This window comes from Streptomyces sp. NPDC020731 (assembly GCF_044334705.1).
Taxonomy (GTDB): Bacteria; Actinomycetota; Actinomycetes; order Streptomycetales; family Streptomycetaceae; genus Streptomyces.
The window spans coordinates 82,088-97,257 of sequence record NZ_JBIRTN010000002.1; the positions used below are offsets into that span (position 1 = coordinate 82,088).

Consider the following 15,170-nt stretch of genomic DNA (forward strand, 5'->3'; position numbering starts at 1 on the left):
GAGGGGTCTGCGAGCCGAAGGGATCCCGCCGCCGTCGTTCCACGACATCGCTGTCACAGAAGGGTGACATGACCACGAACTCGTCCGAATGCCGGCCGAGTTCGAACCGATGGCCTGCCGCTCACCACCCGATCGCTCCGACTGACAGTGCCGGGCCCGGTGGGGCGCTGTTTTGGGCCCACGGGCCCATCCCCTGACAACCACCCCTCCCTACTCTCGGCCCGTGCCGTGAACCAAACACGGTTGCGAACCCGGAGACTTGAGGAGGGGCGGGGATGGCCTCGAACGGGGGAGGAGCGGAGCCGGGGGTGGCGCGGGGTGCGCCCGGGTACGGGGGAGGGCTGCGGGACATGCCCCGGCCCCTGTCCCAGGCCCTGCTGCTCGTGCACGCACTGTTCGCGCTCACGGTGCTCGGGGGCCTGGGGCTGCTCCTCACAGCGGCGTCGTTCGACGCGGTGGACGGCACCCTGCTCGCCCATGTGGCGTACGCCGCCGCGCCCGGAGCCCTCGGCTGGTGGCTGGCCCGCCGCACCTGGCGGGGCGGAGCCGGCGTCCGGGCCGGGCTGATCGGCGTACAGGCATGGCTGATCCTCGGCTCCATATCCAACCTCGCCGACGGATCGGCCCGCGGCCTCACCCAGCTCCTCCTCCCCCTCCTGATCCTCTCCCTCCTGACCCGCCCGGAGAGCCGCGACTGGTACCGCCTCGCGGAACCGGGCCGGCGCGAGCGCCGCCCCTTTTCCCTGCCCCGGATGATCCGGTGGCGCAGGGACGACGGCCAGACGGCGGTGGAGTACGCGGGCCTGATCGCGGTCGTCGCGGCGATCATCGCCGCGCTGGTCGTCAGCGGCCTGGGCACCCAGATCCTCACCGGCATCCAGGCCCAGGTCTGCCGCGTCACCGGTACGGCATGTCCGGGACCCGGCGGGGGTGACGACAGCCAGGTCTCGGCGGAGGACGACACCGGGGACACGGACTCCCGCGAGGCGCCCTCTGAGACAGAGGACGACCCCTCAGCCGCGGACCCCACGAACCCCACGAACCCGGTGGACCCCGTGGCCGCCGAGGACGAGATCGACGAGCCGCCGTACGAGGACCCGACCACCGGATTCGAACCCGAATCCGAATCCGAGAACGGCGTCGGGGACGACGAGGGCTGCTTCTCCGGCTTCGGTGCCTTCTTCGGCTGCGCCGGCGACCAGTTGGGGCAGGTGGGCGGAGGCCTGTTCGTCGACGGCGTCTGGGGCGACGTCACCGGCATCTGGGACGTCGTCACCAGCCCCGTCGACACGTGGAACGGCCTGATGGACTACGGCAGTTCCCTGGGCGGCGCGTGGTGGGACGACACCGCCGACGCCCGCGAGATGTGGGACGACGGCGACTACCTCGGCGCGGTCCTGGACTGGGGCGGCGCCTCGCTCGGCACCGGCGGCACGGTCCTGTTCGACTCGTTCATCGGCGACGACGTCGTGGACCAGTGGAACAGCGGCAACGGGACCCGGGCCGTCACCACCGTCATCTGGAACATCGGCTCCCTCTTCATCCCCGGCTACGGCGAGGCGAAGATCGCCGAGAAGGTCGGCTCCCTCGGCCGGCTGAGCAAGGTCGTCGACGACGCCACCGAGGCCGCCCAGGACGCCCGGCGCGCCGCCGAGGCCGGCGACCTCGACGCGCTGGAGGACGCCGCCCGGCGCGCCGACGAGGCGGCGGACGAGGCCGAGGAAGCGGCCCGCCGCACCGGCTGCACCATCTCCGCACCGCCCCGCAGGACCCCGTACGGCGAGGGCCCGCACGGCGGACCCGGTACCGACACGACCGTACTCGCGGCGGCCGGCAGTCCGTACGTCGTCCTGGCGGAGGGCGGCTGCGACGAGGAGGCCCGGGAACAGGCGGAGGAGGCCCGGGCGGCCGAACGCCAGGCCTACCTGGAACGCAAACGCGCCGAGGAACCGGAGCGCGCTCGCCAGGCACTGGAGAACAGGAAGCAGTACCCCGAACCCGAGCGCAACGACACCGGCGACCCGCGCAGCTACAACCCGCCGGAATGGGCCGACGACCTGGACAGCCGCACGTACGGCGACGCCGACAAGGGCGACGGCTTCTGGGCGAGCCGCGACCGCAACCCCACCCCCAACTGGCGCAACGAGTCCTGGCTGCGCTACCAGGAACAGATCACCGGCACCCAACGCGGACACGAGTACGTCGTCCCGCACACCGACCCGGACGTACCGGACGTCGAGTTCGACGGCTGGGACTCCTCCCGCCAGACCTACCTGGAGGCCAAGAACGGCTACGACAGCTTCCTGGGCGCCGACCGCACGGAACTCACCCCGTCAGGCCGGGAACGGCTGCTGACCGAGGCCCGCAGACAGGTCGCGGCGGCGCGGGGCAAGGACATCGAGTGGCACTTCTCCAACGAGGAGGTCGCCGACGCGGCCCGCGACGCCTTCGAGGACGCGGGCCTGGACATCGAGGTCGTCCACACGACCCCCGAACCGATCGCGGGCGACCGCCGCCCCGAGGCCTTCGACTGACGGATCGGCGGACCGCGCACGACCTAGGGTGTGAAGCCGGACACGGGCGAGCGGCGAGAGATCAGAGATCAGAGAGGGAACAGGACATGCGACGCGTGGTGCGGGGCTTCTGGGGCCCCCGGCAGGAGTCGGCGGAGGAACTCGCCGCACGATGGAGCACGACGTTGGACAGGTTCGCCCGGCTGCTGCCGCAGACGACGGGGACATGGCACACCGCCCCCGCCTCCGGACCGGCCGAAACCCTCCGGCCGACCGAGCCGTCCCTGCTCGCCGCCCTGCACACGGCCCAGACAACAGACGACTGGTCGGCGGCGAACGGCACCTCACTCCGGCTGCTCGCCGACACCACGGCCCCCGGCTGGAAGGTGGAGATCGCCGCACTCGCAGGCGGAACCCCGCAGTTCCTCCTCCAGTCACTGGTGGCCACGATCGTGTCCCCCGACGAGACGCCGGACGACCTCCCCGACGCCGAACTCCTCACCGCCGTGGCCGAGTCGTGGTACCCGGACTACGGAGACGTGAGCGACCGGGCGGTGACGTCCGCGCTCAAGAAGGAAGCGGGCTTCAAGATCGGCACGCCATCGGTCGGCTGGGTGGCCTACCTGTCCGCCGGCCGAGCGGCCCGCACACCCGCCGACGCGCTGCCCGACAGCAAGGAACTTCCCACCGGGGGCACCCTCTTGACCATCGCTGCCCCCGGAGACACGGCAACAGTGGTCAAGGCGTACCAAACCCTCAGGCACTCAGGCGCACTGGACCCGCTCCCCCACCCCATGACCAGGCCCACACTGTGACGCCCCGCGCAGACACCCCCTTCGACCTGCCCTCCGCCGTATCCGCCATCGAGACCGCCCTGTCGTCTCCCTTCCCGACCTCCGGCCCCACCACCGACCAGGGCGACCCGCTGACCGGCGAATGGACATCAACCCACGGCGAAGGCTTCCTGCTCTTTCCTCTCTGGCGGAGCGCCCCCCTCACGGGCGTGTACGGCCGCGAATGGAACGAGGCGGAGGCGAGAGCGGAGTCACACCTGACCGAACTGGCGACGCACCTGGACACCCACTGGGGCCCCCACCGCACGCTGACCACGCGCGCCCTCCTCCTCCAACGCGGTTCGGGCAAACAATCCCCCGAGCCCTTCCACACCCTCTCCACCAAGGCCTGCTACGGCGACCTGACCCTCTGGGGCCCGCTGCCACCCACCCGCTGGACCGCCCTCTCCCTCAACCAGTCCGACGGCGACGCCCCCCTGATCCTGACAGCCCTCATCACCGACCACCCGCTCACGGAACCACCAGACCCCGCAAGTTGACCCCACTCACTCTGGTGCCTCGACTTACGCACCGGATAGCTTTGACTTCGCTGAAGCCAAGCCTCGCCCCACCGGGAGCCGACCGTGAACCGCCGCCCCACCCTGCTCGCAGCGCTCGCGCTGACCGCCACCGCGGCCCTGACGCTGTCCGCATGCGGAAGCGACGACGACACCACCACCAAGGACAACGACAAGATCGCGGGCGCGGACACGGGGGGTGAGAAGTCATCATCGCCCACCCCGAGTGCGTCGGACTCTGGCGGACGCCCGGAGATCGCATTCCCTTCCGACGCTAAGAACGTCTTCGAGTACGAGAAGACGGGCAATGCGGCGAAGGATGCGGCTCTCGCGGACAGTACGCTGAGCGTCAACTCGGTCGATGAGGCAATCTTCGAGGGCAGCACCGATACCAAGGCACTCGGCTTCTACAACACCGAATCGGCTCTGAGTGGCTCGATCACGTATGTGCTCGGGTACATCAAGAAGAACCACACGTGGGTCGGTGAGACTCGGTACTTCGACTACAAGGTGAATCTCTCAGGGGACGACGGGGCCTACATCACCTATTGCTCAGACGAGAGCAAGTCGTTCATCAAGGACAAGAAAACCGGAAAGGTCAAGAATACGCCGACGACGGCGGATGCCTACGTCCTCTACAACACAAAGCTCGCGAAGAACGCTGAGGGCGTCTGGCGGACCACCGACATCGCGTCGGATCGGGGGAGCAAGGTATGCCAGCCGTAACAAAGCCGATAAGGGTTGCGATTCTTGTCGCACTCGTCAGTCTTCCCCTCCTTGCAGCACCTGCGGCGTTCGCTGGTGGGCGCGGGGAGGACGGTACCCGCAGCGGCACGGAACAGAGCGCCAACGCCGACGACGAAGGCAACCTCTCCGTCACCGTCGGCGGCGTCGTCTTCGACCGCTCGAAGAACGGCAGCGGCGACTCCGCGGGCGCGTTGACGTCGTCCACCTCGTGGAGTCCACCCCCCTGCTGGTACGCCCCCAAATACACCCCCGAGCAGTTGCAGAAGTACCTGGAACCGATCTGGGAAGCCGGCTCGACGGGCCACGAGTGGGACGCCACACAGCGGGAGAAGTACAACGCCGACGACGAGAAGAAGGGCTTCAACAAGGACAAGTCGGGCGAAGGCTATTGGTGGGGCTCATACGTCGACAAGAGCTTCCCGCCGGGCTGGGACTCCTGCGACGAGGACTACTTCTGGGTGGACACGGGCGACGCCCCTCCCGCGAACATCGAGAACGCCATCACCCCCGAAATCCTCGCCGAACTCGCCTACGCGGAGATCCGGGTCCCGGGTACCGAGGTGACGCTGGCCCCCGCGGAGGCCACCAAGGTGAACCTTCCGACGTGGGCGTGGCTGGACGGTGCCGAGTTCAAGCCGGTCTCGGTCACCGCGTCCGTCGAGGCGATCGGACTCGAGGCGACGGCCACGGCGGAGCCGGTCTCGCTGGAGATCAAGCCGGGCACGCCGGACGCGGAGGTCTATCCGGCCTCGGGCGTCTGCGAGATCGACGACGGCCGGATCGGTGAGCCGTACGAGAAGGGCAAGGTGGACGAGACGCCTCCGTGCGGGGTGAAATACCTGCGCTCCTCGGGCGACGGTACGTTCCCGCTCCAGGCGACAGTCACGTGGGAGATCCACTGGACCGGCACCGGCGGCGCGGGCGGTGACCTTCCCGACGGCGAGTTCGGAGCGACGCAGGACGTCGAGGTCCAGGAAATCCAGGCCATCAACCGCTGACCCCAGGCTTCGCCCTACGGGAGCCAACTGCGAACCGTCGCCCCACCCTGCTCGCGGCGTTCACGCTGTCCGCCTGCGGAAGCGACGGCGACAGCACCGCCAGGGACAGTGGAAGGGGGGCGTGGACACGGATGGTGAGAAGTCGGTCTCCTCGAGCGAGTCGGTGACGGATTCGGTACTTGACGCTGCCGAGCAGCGGATCAGGGCTGTGGACACGGCCATTGCGGAACAGGATCCGGTGCACGGGGCAGCGACAAGTGCCGGCCCTGAGTCCGACCGTATGAGCTGATCTTCGGCTTCCTCCCGGCACACCAGTACGGCTTCAGGTGTACGACGTACCCGGCAGAGCGCGTTCGCCGGCTCCGGGTCGTCACGGATTGTGGTTCGTGTCGTTCATTCCATCGGTGATGTCGTGCGGGTGGAGGGGACGGGCGTATGGCGGAGCGGTTGGCGGTTGACGGGGGCGAGCTCGGGCGGTTCATGAAGTCCTTGCGCAAGTCGTCGAGTTCGCTCAGAGGTGTACGCAAGGCGCTCGCGGACGCGACCGTCACCGGGCTCGGTACCGATGATCTCGACAGTGCCTGTGAGGACTTCCAGGAGGACTGGAAGTACGGGGCCGAGGAGATCGGCAAGCAGACGGAGGACCTGGCCGAGATCATCGGCAAGAGCCGGGACAGCTACCTCGAGGTCGACAAGGCTCTGGAGGAAGCGCTCAAGCGGGCCCGCGAAGGCAAGGGCGGAGGCGCTGGGAAGTGACTTTCGCTCCGGAGACCGATCAGTCCGGCGCGGTCCTTGATCCGCAGTCGCGGGCCGATCTCGGTCTACCTCAAGGACTCAAGTCGGCGCCGCGTATCCCCAATCCGGAGTATCCGCATCTGGGGTTCAATCCGGTGCCGGGTGACACGGAGGCCGTCCGTCGGCTGCACAAGAAGCTGAGCGGGTGTGCGGAGGTCCTGCGGGACGCGCACGGCTTGGTGACCAAGCTGCTGGACGGCAGCTACTGGAAGGGCGACGCCGCCGTCGCCTTCCGCGAGCAGCTCGACGGCGGGCCGCTGCCGTTGAACCTGAAGAACGCGGCGCATTCCCTTCGCAAGGCGGCCGGGCAGCTGAGCCGTTGGGAGAGCGAGCTGGATGAGTTTCAGCGGCGTGCGAAACGGCTGGAGGGCGAGGCGGAGGAGGCGCGTGCTGCGGTCGGCCGGGCCGAGAGGCGTGCGGACAAGGCGGGGGAGGAGCGTGGGAACACGGTTGTCGAGGAGGCGCAGGCCGAGCTCGACAAGGTCATTCGCAAGGCGAAGCAACTGGCTGAGGAACATGAGCGGCAGGCCAAGCACCGTGCGAGCAGAATCCGCGACGCGACGAAGAAACTGGCCCCTCACGAACCAGGCTGGTTCGACGAGGCCCTCGACTGGCTGACCGACAACCTGCCGGACGTCCTGAGCTTCTTGGCTGGTGTTGCAGGAGTCGTGGCGATCCTCTTTGCGGGTCCGCTCGGCTTGCCGATGGTGGCCGCGCTGATGCTCGTGGCGTCCGGGCTGAGTGTGACGGCGCTCGGTCTGAGGCTTATTGCGAATCCCGAGACCTTGGAGTCTTTGAAGGACGGCTTCACCAAAGGTGAGCTCGATGCGGACTTCTGGAGCAATTTGGTGTCAGTAGGGGCAGACGCTGCCGGTGTGATTCCCGGCCTAGGGGCGGTTGCCGCAGGAGCCAAGGGGGCTATGAATTCTATTCGTGCCAGTGGAGAAACGCTTACGCTCGCACAAAAGGCAGCGCTTTTGGGTGCCAAATCCATGGACAACATGCAGTCCATTGCTCGACTGGACAACCCCTTGGTTGCGCGGGCAGTGAGAAGTCTCAGTAGTCCTGACGCAGCGGCCAAGGCGGTGGCTGCTACCTCGGGATTGGCTGGCGTCGGTACTGCTGGTTTTGGGATCTACAACAAGATCGTGGATGCGGAGGGCGATGGAGTTAAGGATGGCACTGTGGCAGGTGTCGACGGGGTAAGGCTAATTTTGGACAACGCCGGAATTTTCGATGTCGTCCGTCATGCCTTCTGACATTGAGTAAAGGGAGAGATGGTGCGTGAATCCTGAACGTTGCCGAGTGGCGTGGGACCATCCGCTTACTCGCCTGTCCTGGTCAGGGCACGCACTGAGGTGTGTTGCCGGTTTACTGTGGTGGCTTGCTTCATGGTTCGGTCTGCTCTACGTCCTGGTTGTTCACCTTTCTTCGAAATTTGCTCTTCTCTTCATGCTTCCGCTCTGCTACTGCTTCTATCGAGCGGTAGTGCAGTTGCGCTATTTCCGTCCGGCTCTTTGCATGCGACGTATCATGCGGACGTATCCGTGGCGAGTTCTTCGGGATATTCCACACGGATTAACGGATCATGCTGAGGTGTCGAGTAGGCATCATGGATGGTTCGAGATGTCCAATCCTGCTCGCCCTCAGCACCGCCTACCTCTTGTCTTCTCGCGGCATTACCGTACGGAGTGGTGGCACCGCAGGATGGCTCCCCGCGCCAAACCGACGCTGAAGGCTGAAATCGAGACGCTTTGGTTTGCCGGTGATCCCCGCTTTATTGGACTCATCGCTGTACCCAGCCGCAGTGGCAACACGCCTCGGCGGCTGCATGTGCTCGAGCAGCGAATGGTCGTGCATGATGGTCAGCGTTTTGCGGACTGGGGAGCCACTGCGGAGGACGTAGAGCGTGGCCGACGTGTCGGAATCTTCCCTCTCCGCCCCTGACCCCTTGTTTGGAACCCTCTGTGACCAACTCGGCGATCATTCTTCACGAATCATTCAACGACCCCGATGCGGAACTCTGGTTCACCGAACCAGCCGGCTTCACGGCCCTTCCGCTAGAAGCTCTACTCCCTCGTCCTGATTCCGCGGCAGCGGATGAACTACGAACAGCGGTGGCTCCGCTCCTGGACGCCGCCCCAGACGAGATGGCACGCCAGCAGCTCATTGCCCAGTTCGCCACAGCCCAGCAGCTGCTGGCCGCCCTACGCGAAGTCGGTACCGTGCATTGCTCCATCGGGCTTCATCGGGACGACGTCGCTGACGTGGCCGGTGTGAGTGACCCGGTGCCGTTGTTCTCCCTCTTCACCATCTCCTGGCGGGAGACCGCCGTTGCCCCGCGTGGTGTCACCGCCGCTCGGGTGGTGACGGCCGGGGAGGGGCGTGCCGGTGTGGAGTTCGTCGAGCTTTCCTGTGGGCCCGCCGCGTTCAGCGAGTCGGCGTCCGTGCCGGGGGCCGGCAGCGGGCTGCCGCGGATACCGCTTCTCCAGCTGCACGCGCATCTGCCCCACCCGGACTGCGGACGCCTGGCCGTGCTCACGCTCACCACGACGGCCCCGGGGCGACGGGACGAGTACCGGGAGATTCTGCGGCTGATCGCCGCGAGCGTCAGTTTCAAGAGCCCGTCCCAGGTGGGTAGGACCCACCCATGACCACACTAGGCGCAGTCTTCCGTCCCCAGCTCGCTCCCGAGCGGCTCCGTTCCGTTGCCCGGATCGCCGATGAGGCGGGGCTCGAGGAGCTCTGGTTGTGGGAGGACTGTTTCCGGGAGGGTGGGATCTCGACCGCCGCTGCCGCGCTGGCGTGGACCGAGCGGGTTCGGGTCGGGGTCGGGTTGCTGCCCGTGCCGCTGCGGAACGTCGCCATGACGGCCATGGAGGCCGCCGGTCTGCACCGGATGTTCCCGGGCCGCGCGATCCTCGGAGTCGGACACGGGGTGCAGGACTGGATGGGGCAGGTCGGGGCGCGGGCCGAGTCGCCGCTCACCCTGTTGCGGGAGCATCTCGTCGCGTTGCGGGCCCTGTTGGGAGGGGAGCGGGTCACCACCGAGGGGCGGTACGTCAGGCTCGACGACGTCGCCCTCGACTGGCCGCCGCAGGGGCCGGTGGAGGTGCTCGCCGGTGCCACCGGGCCCCGTACCGTGCGGCTCACCGGTGAGGCCGCCGACGGGACCATCCTCACCGCCGACACCTCACCCGAGGGGGTGCGGCGGGCGCGCCGGCTCATTGAGGAAGGACGTGCTGCGGCGGGGCGTGACCACGAGCCCCACAAGGTCGTCGTCTATCTGCTCGCCGCCACGGGGACCGGTGCCGGCGAGCGGGTGCGGGCCGACCTGGTCGCCGAGGGGGTGGGCGGGGAAGCGGATCTCGGGGTCGCCGGGGACGCGGGGGCCGTCGCCGGGGCCGTACAGCGGCTCGCCGAGGCCGGGGCAGACTCGGTCGTTCTCCAGCCGACCAGTGATGAGCCGGACCCGGAGGGCTTCGTGCGGTTCGTGGCGGAGGAGGTGCGGCCGTTGGTGCCGTAAAGCCGGAGGACAGGCGGCGGCCGCTCCGTGCATGATCTGTGCATGACGGACAGGGCGAGCCGCCGTACCTTCGAAGAGCTGATCGCGGAAGGTGCTTCCGTGTCCACCGAGGGGTGGGACTTCTCCTGGTTCGAGGGGCGGGCCAGCGAGGCCCGGCCCTCGTGGGGGTATGCCAGGACGATGGCCGGGTGGCTGGGCGGGGCCGACGCCGTGCTCGACATCCAGACCGGGGGAGGGGAGGTCCTGGACTTCGCGCTCGCCGACGCCCCTCGGCAGCCCCGGCTCGTCGTCGCCACCGAGGGCTGGGCGCCCAACGTCGCCAAGGCCACCGCCCTGCTCCGGCCGCGCGGTGTCGCCGTCGTCGCCTCGCCCGAGGACGCGCCGCTGCCCTTCGCGGACGGGGCCTTCGACCTCGTCGTCAGCCGGCATCCCGTCGAGGCCCCGTGGGAGGAGATCGCCCGGGTGCTCATGGAGGGTGGTGTCTACTTCGCCCAGCATGTCGGGCCCGGCAGCGTCCACGAACTCGTCGAGTACTTCCTCGGGGCGCAGCCGGACGAGCAGCGCAACGTGCGGCATCCGGACCGTGAGCGGCGCGCGGCCGAGGCCGCCGGGCTGGAGATCGTCGATCTGCGGGCCGAACGGCTGCGCGTCGAGTTCTACGACATCGCCGCCGTCGTTCATTTCCTGCGCAAGGTGATCTGGACGGTCCCCGGTTTCACCGTCGAGGCGTATGTGCCGCGGCTGCGCGCCCTGCACGAGCGGATCAGGACCGAGGGAGCCTTCGTGGCCCACAGCACCCGGCATCTCTTCCATGCCCGCAAGGGCGGAGCCGGCCGCACTTCGCGCCCATGAGTTTCCGCATCGTTATGGGGTGCGGCTGGTCTCCGGAGCAGGGGATCACATAGGTTCGGACCAAGATAATTCGCGCCAGCAAAGTTGCGCGGGGCGACGGTACCGCGCAGCGGAGGGGGCTGCGCGGTGCCCGAGCCGGCCTCCTCGGGTCAATCCGGCGTCCGCACCCGGGGCGCCTGTCGGAGGGATGGCCGGAAGTGTGGTCACCCTGTCGGCGGATGGTGCCACATTCGGCCCAGAGTCCCCTCACCGCTCGGTTTTCACGCGATTTCGCCGGTTTTCGGCCACCTCGAGGCCCTGGAAAGCGCCTTCCAGGGCCGTCTGCGCGTCGTCGGACGGTTTCGGAGAGTAGTTGTGGCGCGCCGATGTACGCAGCATCACTTACGAAGGGTTATGGTGGAAACCCCCCCTCGGGCCGGTCCGTCTCCCCCCCCACGGACCGGCCCGTTTTTTCTTGGCCAGGAAAGAGCGCCCGACGGGGGCGGTGGTCGGAGGGCGGCAGGCAAACCGCGTGCGGCACCCCCACGGGCGGCGAATACGGGCGACGAACCGTGTGCTGCCGCCGGACAGCCGGCGAACACGACCACCCCGGACTTTGGGGACCCCCGCCCCGGCGGGGGTACGCTTCCCCTTCGGGGACCGCCATACGGACAGGGGCCGCCCGCGGCCGAGACCGGGCCGCTTGCCGCGCGACGCGGCGGGGAACGCCGCGCCTGTCCGATCCGTACGGAGGGGCTGACGATCACGTGAACCTGCGCGACAAGCTGCGGGGCCTGCTGGTCAGGCTGTACGCACGCCGGGTGGAAGGTCACCTGGACACCGCTCAGGTGCCCAAGCACATCGGCGTCATCATGGATGGCAACCGCCGCTGGGCGAAGGCCGCGGGTTCCAGCACCGTCCACGGCCACCGGGCCGGCGCGGACAAGATCGGGGAGTTCCTCGGCTGGTGCAGCGAGACGGATGTCGAGGTCGTCACCCTCTGGCTGCTGTCGACGGACAACTTCGACCGGCCGAAGGAGGAACTCGTCCCGCTCCTCGGCATCATCGAGGACGTGGTGCGCACCCTCGCCGCCGACGGGCGCTGGCGGGTGCATCACGTCGGCACGCGCGACCTGCTGCCGTCCGGGATGCAGACCACCCTGAAGGAGGCCGAGCAGGCCACCGCGGACGTCGACGGGATAGTGGTCAACGTCGCCATCGGGTACGGCGGACGCCAGGAGATCGCCGATGCCGTGCGGTCCATGCTGCTGGACGCCCAGGAGCAGGGCACGTCGATGGACGAGCTCGCCGAGGCCGTCGACACCGACATGATCGGGCGTCACCTCTACACCCGCGCCCAGCCCGACCCGGACCTCGTCATCCGCACCAGCGGTGAGCAGCGGCTGTCCGGATTCATGCTCTGGCAGACCGCGCATTCGGAGTACTACTTCTGCGACGTGTTCTGGCCGGCCTTCCGCAAGGTCGACTTCCTGCGCGCGATGCGTGACTACGCCGCCCGCCACCGGCGCTACGGCGGCTGAGCACCCCGCCCACCTACCGCACGTCACCCGGAGTTCACCGGCACGCCGTCATATGCCGTGGCATGGCGGCGCTTGTTCGAGGGCATAAGCCAGACAGGTCGACACCCGAACCACGGGTGTCGGATCTCAGCGGGCGGCGCAGAAGCCGTCCGCCCGGGAGGCCCTTTGCACCAGCCCGACCGTGCGGTCACGGCACGGAAGAAGCGGCGGAGGGCCGGTTCTCGGCCCGCTGTGCATGAGGGCCGTCGACCGGTCCAGCTCCGCCTCGTCGCTCCCCGACCTCATCCGAGGGGGTACGTTCTTCCGTGGTGACCAGCGCAAAGCGCCACAAGCCCGACCGGCGCACCTATGTTCTCGACACCAGTGTCCTGCTGGCCGATCCCAACGCCCTGAGCCGCTTCGACGAGCACGAGGTCGTGCTCCCCATCGTCGTGGTGACAGAGCTGGAGGCCAAGCGGAACCATCCCGAACTCGGCTATTTCGCCCGGCAGGCGCTGCGCCTGCTGGACGACTACCGGGTGCGGTACGGCCGTCTCGACGCCCCCATCCCGACCGGGGACCTCGGCGGGACCGTGCGGGTCGAGCTCAACCACTCGGACCCCGGCGTGCTGCCCAGTGGCTACCGCCTGGGGGACAACGACTCCCGCATCCTCGCGGTCGCCCGCAATCTGCAGGCCGAGGGGTTCGACGTCACCGTGGTGTCGAAAGACCTCCCGCTCAGGATCAAGGCGTCCTCCGTCGGTCTCCTCGCCGAGGAGTACCGTGCGGAGCTCGCCATCACGGACTCCTCCGGCTGGACCGGAATGTCCGAACTGACCCTGCCCGGCGAGCAGGTGGACGTCCTCTTCGAAGAGGGGCACGTGTATGTGCCCGAGGCCTCCCACCTGCCCGTGCACACGGGGCTGACCATCCAGTCGGAGCGCGGCAAGGCGCTGGGGCGGATCACGCCCGAGGGCAACGTCCGCCTGGTGCGCGGCGACCGGGAGGCGTTCGGCGTCAAGGGCCGCAGCGCCGAGCAGCGGATCGCGCTCGACCTGCTGCTCGACCCGGACGTCGGGATCGTGTCCATGGGCGGCCGGGCCGGCACCGGCAAGTCGGCGCTGGCCCTGTGCGCCGGCCTGGAGGCGGTGCTGGAGCGCCGTCAGCACCAGAAGGTGATGGTCTTCCGTCCGCTGTACGCGGTGGGCGGGCAGGAGCTCGGTTATCTGCCGGGTTCCGAGGCGGAGAAGATGAGCCCCTGGGCGCAGGCGGTGTTCGACACGCTGTCGGCGGTCACCAGCCGGGAGGTCATCGAGGAGGTCACCGCGCGCGGCATGCTGGAGGTCCTGCCGCTCACCCACATCCGGGGCCGCTCGCTGCACGACGCGTTCGTGATCGTGGACGAGGCCCAGTCGCTGGAACGGAACGTACTGCTGACCGTTCTGTCCCGTATCGGGGCCAATTCGCGGGTCGTTCTGACCCATGATGTCGCCCAGCGGGACAATCTGAGGGTCGGTCGGTACGACGGTGTGGTCGCCGTCGTCGAGAAGCTGAAGGGGCATCCGCTGTTCGCGCACGTCACCCTGACGCGGTCCGAGAGGTCCCAGATCGCCGCGCTTGTGACCGAAATGCTCGAAGACGGGCAGATCTGACCCGCACCGCCCAACAGGGGGCGGTTACCCAGTAGTTGGCGCCGTCCGGAAAGGCGTAGAGCCTAGCCGGGCGGCGTCGGCGTGTGTGCGGATTTCCAGGATTCGCCGGGGCCGAACGGGATGTGAGCTTTCACACGCAACAGGGAATTGCCTTGCGCCGTCGGGTTACGGCAGAGTCTCACTCCTGTCAGGCCCCGCATACGACACAGCTGTATCCCCAGCGGTGCAGCACCACAGTTTCAACTCCATAGCGTCGTCGTATGCCGCCCGAGCACCACGCGGCGCTCCCCCCGTGGGAGTTGCCCACCGGGCCCGTGCCTCCCGTGACCCGTTAGTTGGGGAGGCCAGTGCCAGGGGCACGATTGCGTCCGCGAGGGTCACCGAAGCGGGTGATGCTGGAAGGAAACCGTGTGAGCCGGATCTCGGTCCGGGGATTCGCAGTGGCCTCGGCCACGGCGGTCACCGCTGTCGGAAGTGTCGTCGGCGTTGCCTCGGGCAGCACCGCGCAGAACAACGACGCCGAAGCGACGGCAAGCGGCACCACGCTGCTCGCGGACATCCCCGCGGGCCAGCAGGCCCAGGTGCAGACCGCGTCCCTGACGCAGCAGGCCGAGACGATGGCCATCGCCGCGGACGCGAGCGCCAAGAAGGACGCCGAGGCGGCCGCCCGCAAGGCCGCCGCCGACACCGCGGTCGCGAAGAAGAAGGAAGCGGACGACAAGGCGAAGCAGGCCGCCAAGGATCGCGCGGAGGCCAAGGCCGCCGCAAGCCGTTCCGCCACCCGTGACGCGTCCAGCTTCCCGGTCCAGTCCTCCTACACGATCGCCGAAGTGCAGGCGATGGCCCGGCAGATCGTCCCGGCGGACCAGTTCCAGTGCTTCAGCACCATCGTGGACCACGAGTCCAGCTGGAACTACCAGGCCGACAACCCCACCTCCGACGCCTTCGGCCTGATGCAGGCGCTCCCGGGTTCCAAGATGTCCTCCGCCGGAGCCGACTGGGCGACGAACCCGGCCACCCAGATCAAGTGGGGCCTGGGCTACATGAACGGCCGCTACGGCAGCCCGTGTGAAGCCTGGACCTTCTGGCAGGCCAACCACTACTACTAGAAGCAGGCGCGCGGCCCCGCTCAACCCCGGCACAGCCCCACACCGTCCTACGGTGCGGGGCTTTCGCCATGTACGGTCTGACCGACGACTCCAGGGGTGAGTGGTGGGGAGAAACGGGGGAAGAGGAC

The 15,170-nt window shown here is 68.4% G+C and carries 14 protein-coding genes; 13 read left to right on the forward strand and 1 reads right to left on the reverse strand.

Features of this window, described 5'->3' with window-relative positions; genetic code table 11:
• The first annotated feature begins 350 nt into the window (after window positions 1-350).
• From ACH4VX_RS03090 to ACH4VX_RS03135, 10 genes are all read left to right on the forward strand, one after another.
• Window positions 351-2,534 carry a Tox-REase-5 domain-containing protein gene (locus ACH4VX_RS03090; protein WP_398365548.1) on the forward strand — a complete coding sequence of 728 codons (2,184 nt, stop codon included), beginning with the start codon at window positions 351-353 and terminating at the stop codon, window positions 2,532-2,534.
• Between the two features lie 86 nt (window positions 2,535-2,620).
• A complete protein-coding gene (locus ACH4VX_RS03095) occupies window positions 2,621-3,328 on the forward strand; it encodes an Imm52 family immunity protein (RefSeq protein ID WP_398365550.1) in 708 nt (235 codons plus the stop codon).
• Window positions 3,325-3,846 carry a hypothetical protein gene (locus ACH4VX_RS03100; RefSeq protein ID WP_398365552.1) on the forward strand — a complete coding sequence of 174 codons (522 nt, stop codon included), beginning with the start codon at window positions 3,325-3,327 and terminating at the stop codon, window positions 3,844-3,846. The genes ACH4VX_RS03095 and ACH4VX_RS03100 overlap by 4 nt, the downstream gene beginning before the upstream one ends.
• 84 nt (window positions 3,847-3,930) lie before the next feature.
• Window positions 3,931-4,590 (forward strand): hypothetical protein, encoded by a 660-nt coding sequence (locus tag ACH4VX_RS03105; protein WP_398365554.1) that lies wholly within the window; start codon window positions 3,931-3,933, stop codon window positions 4,588-4,590.
• Window positions 4,578-5,609, forward strand: a complete 1,032-nt coding sequence (locus ACH4VX_RS03110; protein WP_398365556.1) for a hypothetical protein — start codon at window positions 4,578-4,580, stop codon at window positions 5,607-5,609. The genes ACH4VX_RS03105 and ACH4VX_RS03110 overlap by 13 nt, the downstream gene beginning before the upstream one ends.
• A gap of 435 nt (window positions 5,610-6,044) precedes the next feature.
• On the forward strand, window positions 6,045-6,365 hold the full coding sequence (locus tag ACH4VX_RS03115; RefSeq protein WP_398365558.1) for a hypothetical protein: 321 nt from the start codon (window positions 6,045-6,047) through the stop codon (window positions 6,363-6,365).
• Window positions 6,362-7,663, forward strand: a complete 1,302-nt coding sequence (locus ACH4VX_RS03120; protein WP_398365560.1) for a hypothetical protein — start codon at window positions 6,362-6,364, stop codon at window positions 7,661-7,663. The genes ACH4VX_RS03115 and ACH4VX_RS03120 overlap by 4 nt, the downstream gene beginning before the upstream one ends.
• A gap of 708 nt (window positions 7,664-8,371) precedes the next feature.
• Entirely contained in the window at window positions 8,372-9,058 is a 687-nt protein-coding gene (locus ACH4VX_RS03125; protein WP_398365562.1) for a hypothetical protein, read from the forward strand.
• Complete coding sequence (locus ACH4VX_RS03130) at window positions 9,055-9,930, forward strand: LLM class flavin-dependent oxidoreductase (protein WP_398365563.1); 876 nt, start codon at window positions 9,055-9,057, stop codon at window positions 9,928-9,930. Before ACH4VX_RS03125 ends, ACH4VX_RS03130 begins: the two co-directional genes overlap by 4 nt.
• Before the next feature lie 42 nt (window positions 9,931-9,972).
• Window positions 9,973-10,782: a methyltransferase domain-containing protein gene (locus ACH4VX_RS03135; RefSeq protein WP_398365565.1), complete on the forward strand. Its 810-nt coding sequence runs from the start codon at window positions 9,973-9,975 to the stop codon at window positions 10,780-10,782.
• A gap of 246 nt (window positions 10,783-11,028) precedes the next feature.
• Here the strand turns inward: ACH4VX_RS03135 and ACH4VX_RS03140 are convergent, their stop codons facing one another.
• A complete protein-coding gene (locus tag ACH4VX_RS03140; protein WP_398365567.1) occupies window positions 11,029-11,163 on the reverse strand; it encodes a hypothetical protein in 135 nt (44 codons plus the stop codon).
• A 365-nt stretch (window positions 11,164-11,528) separates the two neighbouring features.
• Between ACH4VX_RS03140 and ACH4VX_RS03145 the strand changes: the two genes are divergently transcribed.
• From ACH4VX_RS03145 to ACH4VX_RS03155, 3 genes are all read left to right on the forward strand, one after another.
• The gene (locus ACH4VX_RS03145; protein ID WP_398365569.1) at window positions 11,529-12,302 is read left to right on the forward strand and encodes an isoprenyl transferase; all 774 of its coding nucleotides are present in this window, start codon (window positions 11,529-11,531) and stop codon (window positions 12,300-12,302) included.
• 305 nt (window positions 12,303-12,607) lie between these two features.
• Window positions 12,608-13,933, forward strand: coding sequence for a PhoH family protein (locus ACH4VX_RS03150; RefSeq protein WP_398365570.1), 1,326 nt, complete (start codon window positions 12,608-12,610; stop codon window positions 13,931-13,933).
• 410 nt (window positions 13,934-14,343) lie between these two features.
• Window positions 14,344-15,042 carry a transglycosylase SLT domain-containing protein gene (locus tag ACH4VX_RS03155; protein ID WP_398365574.1) on the forward strand — a complete coding sequence of 233 codons (699 nt, stop codon included), beginning with the start codon at window positions 14,344-14,346 and terminating at the stop codon, window positions 15,040-15,042.
• Window positions 15,043-15,170: the final 128 nt, after the last annotated feature.